The organism is Phormidesmis sp. 146-12 (assembly GCF_052939495.1).
On record NZ_JBJPHS010000223.1, the window covers coordinates 1 to 3,210 of the forward strand.

At 48.1% G+C, this 3,210-nt stretch carries 6 protein-coding genes; all 6 read right to left on the reverse strand.

All coding sequences use genetic code 11. The annotated features are described in order from the left end of the window. Nucleotides 1-248: 248 nt before the first annotated feature. A complete protein-coding gene (locus tag ACKFKF_RS34665; protein WP_446871893.1) occupies nucleotides 249-602 on the reverse strand; it encodes an antibiotic biosynthesis monooxygenase family protein in 354 nt (117 codons plus the stop codon). Further along, the gene (locus ACKFKF_RS34670; RefSeq protein WP_446858408.1) at nucleotides 592-843 is read right to left on the reverse strand and encodes a hypothetical protein; all 252 of its coding nucleotides are present in this window, start codon (nucleotides 841-843) and stop codon (nucleotides 592-594) included. Before ACKFKF_RS34670 ends, ACKFKF_RS34665 begins: the two co-directional genes overlap by 11 nt. A 220-nt stretch (nucleotides 844-1,063) precedes the next feature. Further along, nucleotides 1,064-1,468 (reverse strand): hypothetical protein, encoded by a 405-nt coding sequence (locus ACKFKF_RS34675; protein ID WP_446871894.1) that lies wholly within the window; start codon nucleotides 1,466-1,468, stop codon nucleotides 1,064-1,066. Between the two features lie 21 nt (nucleotides 1,469-1,489). Then, entirely contained in the window at nucleotides 1,490-1,777 is a 288-nt protein-coding gene (locus tag ACKFKF_RS34680) for a 4a-hydroxytetrahydrobiopterin dehydratase (RefSeq protein ID WP_446858411.1), read from the reverse strand. Between the two features lie 112 nt (nucleotides 1,778-1,889). Continuing rightward, nucleotides 1,890-2,639 (reverse strand): MBL fold metallo-hydrolase, encoded by a 750-nt coding sequence (locus tag ACKFKF_RS34685; RefSeq protein ID WP_446871895.1) that lies wholly within the window; start codon nucleotides 2,637-2,639, stop codon nucleotides 1,890-1,892. Nucleotides 2,640-2,729: 90 nt separating this feature from the next. Continuing rightward, nucleotides 2,730-2,936: an RNA-binding S4 domain-containing protein gene (locus tag ACKFKF_RS34690; RefSeq protein WP_446858413.1), complete on the reverse strand. Its 207-nt coding sequence runs from the start codon at nucleotides 2,934-2,936 to the stop codon at nucleotides 2,730-2,732. Nucleotides 2,937-3,210: the final 274 nt, after the last annotated feature.

Genomic DNA, 3,210 nt, shown 5'->3' on the forward strand with positions numbered 1-3,210 from the left:
ATCTCACCGCTTTGCGATTCTTAGGATCGTGAATTAAACAACCTGTAATTCTCGCGGTTTCGCTTCGTTTGATTCGGCTTCTGCCCCCTCAATCCCCCAAATTTGGGGAACTTTGAACCGCGAAACTGCCTTAAATTCTAGAATGTCTGCTTTCTCAAAGTCCTCCAGAATGGGGGATTGAGGGGGCGAAGTCGCTTGGCAATAAACGATCTTATTTAGTTCGCGATCCTTAGTGACTTTAGGTGATTTTAGAATGAGACAGTTTCATAATGTTCCACAATCGGGAACGGATCGTAGAAGTGATGCAGGAGAGAACGCCATTCTTGATACTCTGGCGACTGCCGAAACTGAACCGTGTGAGCTTCTAACGTTTGCCAGCGTACCAGCAAGATGTATCGGTTTTCAGTTTCTAGACAGCGTTGCAGGTCATGAGAAATGTAGCCTGGGATGGAAGCAATCAGGGCTGAAGCCATTTTGAAAGCAGCTTCAAACTCATCACTCAAACCAGGCTTAACCTCCAGAATTGCAACTTCTAATATCACAGGCTCAACGCTAAGGAACGATCGCTCAAGCAGATCCGCCAATCGCTCGCTAACCGCCAAAGGCTTCAAACGGCACAAAACACTCCTGGGGCAACAAAGCAGGCTTGCCGTTAAAAATCAGTTTTCCTCGTAGCGTCAGTCGATTGATCGCAACACCGAGCGGTGGCTCTGTCAATTCTGGATGCACATCATAGTAAGTTTCATAGATCAGCCGCGCCGATCGCACCACCCCTGGATCGATCCACTCAACAAAACTTTCATCGTCCACTCCAACACCTACACTTTGTATCGCGTTAACCACCTGCAAACCCCTCGTTTACGTTCCGCTTGTATCCTATTGCAAAAATGGGAACCCGTACGAAAATTTTGCAGCACGTTGCTGGCGAGGCATCGTAAGAGGGAAGCTTGAGCCTGTCCATTCCTTATCTCTCCTCGCAAAGCGGATTACCCCAAAAGGGAGAACAGATCGATGCTCTGTTGAAATCGCAAGAACGTAATCTCGCTACATATCATTGATTTGATTAGGATTGCGGATTTTTGGTGCGTTCTTCGATGTCTTCAAGGGTGCGGAGAACTAGACGCTTTGCCTGAAGTTGCCAGCCGAGTTGTTGGACTTTGAGCGCGATCGCTCCCCCAACGATCGTCGCCACAAAATCGATCGGTTGAGAAGCCGAAATGCCAAACAGCAACCCTAATCCAGCGATTCCCCAGAAAGGTAAAGCCACCGTTTGACGTTGAGTTTCGATCACTTTGCTGATCGGGTCAGTGGGCATTGCAGCCAACAGCGCTTCTTTAACTTGCTCCTGCTCTTTGCGAGGGACTGATAGCCCAATCTTTTGCCGCAATTTCTCGATCTTTCGGGCATCGGTGCTGTACTGCGTCAACTCATCTTCGGCCATCAAAACCAGGCGCTCAAACTGTCCCATTCTCTAACCTTGCTACTTGCTCTATTTTGCAAACTCGTTGGCTTTTTGCGCCAATTCCACATCTTTGAGGGTGATGCCGCCTGAGTCGTGGGTCGTCAGATCGATCGTCACCTGGTTGTACACATTAAACCATTCGGGGTGATGATTCATCGATTCGGCAACCAGCGCCACACTCGACATAAACCCAAACGCTTCGATAAACGATTTGAACCGATATTGACGATGCAGCTTACCGTTTTCAACGCTCCAACCTTCTAGCTGAGTCAGTCGTGTTTCCAGCTCTTGAGCAGATAGGGTAGGGACACTCATAATAAATATAGAAAAATACCTTCAATTCTCAGAATATAAGGAGAGGCGCGATCCTTTGCGGGTAACTAAGAGATCGTCACCAAACTTTTTACCCAGCGCAGACCCAAAAACTTCAGCAAGCTACCTCAATTCGTTCGCCTGGCTTGGGTTCTAGAACGCTAGTTGCAAGATGATTTTCAGCTAATTTGATGCGAAAGTCGTCTGTGTTGCCCATTACTTTGAGCAGCGACAAAAGCAACCCTTCAAAGACAATTTCTCCCCCTGCGGCCGTCGGCAACATCACCCGCGGTTTGACCATCTGAGCCAGTTCTAGGGCGCTTTCCTTACCTTTGATCAGCGAACCGACGATCGGCAGCGCCAAATCAATCAAGGGAGTAATCACGACATCGATCGTGCCAAACTCTTTGAGCGTCGGCGGATGAAACCCGTGTGGCTCGTAGTAGAGCGTCTTGCCATCAGCTTTCATCAGGTAACCATTTTCTTGCACCAATGGGCCGAGAGGAGATCCCAAAGTAGCTGCGATCGTCAGCCCATCCATCACAAATTGCTCACCCGGTTTCAGTGTCGTCACCTGCGTAAAACCCAACTGCTGAACCACTTTTGCCGCACTAGGCGAGCCAACCACCGGAATCGATTTGTCCAGTTGCCTCAGCGTCTCAGGATGGGCGTGATCTTCTATCCCTTGAGACAGCAAAATCAGATCGAGATGGTCAGGAATAGGGCGATCGTGCGATCGTGATCCCTTAAACAGCCAGTCCAGATTGCCAAATGTCAAATTTCCCACAAGCCAGGGATCGAGCAAAATGCGCTTGCTTGCAAGTTCGATTAGCCAGGAATTGTTGTCTAACCAGGTCAGATACATGGCTTGTATAGATTTGTTAAGTCTCTATCATTTTATCGGGTTAGTGACAAAAACTTCAGCAGAGTGAGAATTCCTCCAGGCTTTTTCTTCCTACAAACCTGCCTCGACTTTTAGAGTCTCACCCATTGTGGTCACGCGATCGCCCGCCATCAATTTGCGTCCTCGTCGCGTCTCAACCTTGCCGTTTACTTTGACTTCGCCTGCCTGAATCAGCAGCTTTGCCTGCCCGCCTGTATCGACCAACCCTTTTAACTTGAGAAACTGATCGAGCTTAATCGTATCTTCGCTTGTCATCATGATGTAGGAGCTAAAAGCTAATCGCTCACTAAGGACTAGTTACCTGATCTAGCCTAGCGCAACGCCAGAAGACAACGCCCTCAATATAGCGTCCGCCTTGAACGGATTTGATTTGCTTTTTACGATAATTAAAGAATTACTTAAGCCAAAGAATCCCTAACTAAGAGGTTAATATTGTGATGAAAGAATCGACGGCTCTTGTCTCAATGTTTGTTTTGGTTTAACGTCAGTTCGATGAGAGTGACTCGCTTCGTTTCAATCGGCTTCAGCCCCC

What these genes read in the sequence shown, in the direction of transcription:
- ACKFKF_RS34680 (WP_446858411.1), bottom strand. Translation starts at nt 1,777, where the DNA reads ATGAGTGTCCCTACCCTATCTGCTCAAGAGCTGGAAACACGACTGACT.
- ACKFKF_RS34675 (WP_446871894.1), bottom strand. Translation starts at nt 1,468, where the DNA reads ATGGGACAGTTTGAGCGCCTGGTTTTGATGGCCGAAGATGAGTTGACG.
- ACKFKF_RS34690 (WP_446858413.1), bottom strand. Translation starts at nt 2,936, where the DNA reads ATGATGACAAGCGAAGATACGATTAAGCTCGATCAGTTTCTCAAGTTA.
- ACKFKF_RS34685 (WP_446871895.1), bottom strand. Translation starts at nt 2,639, where the DNA reads ATGTATCTGACCTGGTTAGACAACAATTCCTGGCTAATCGAACTTGCA.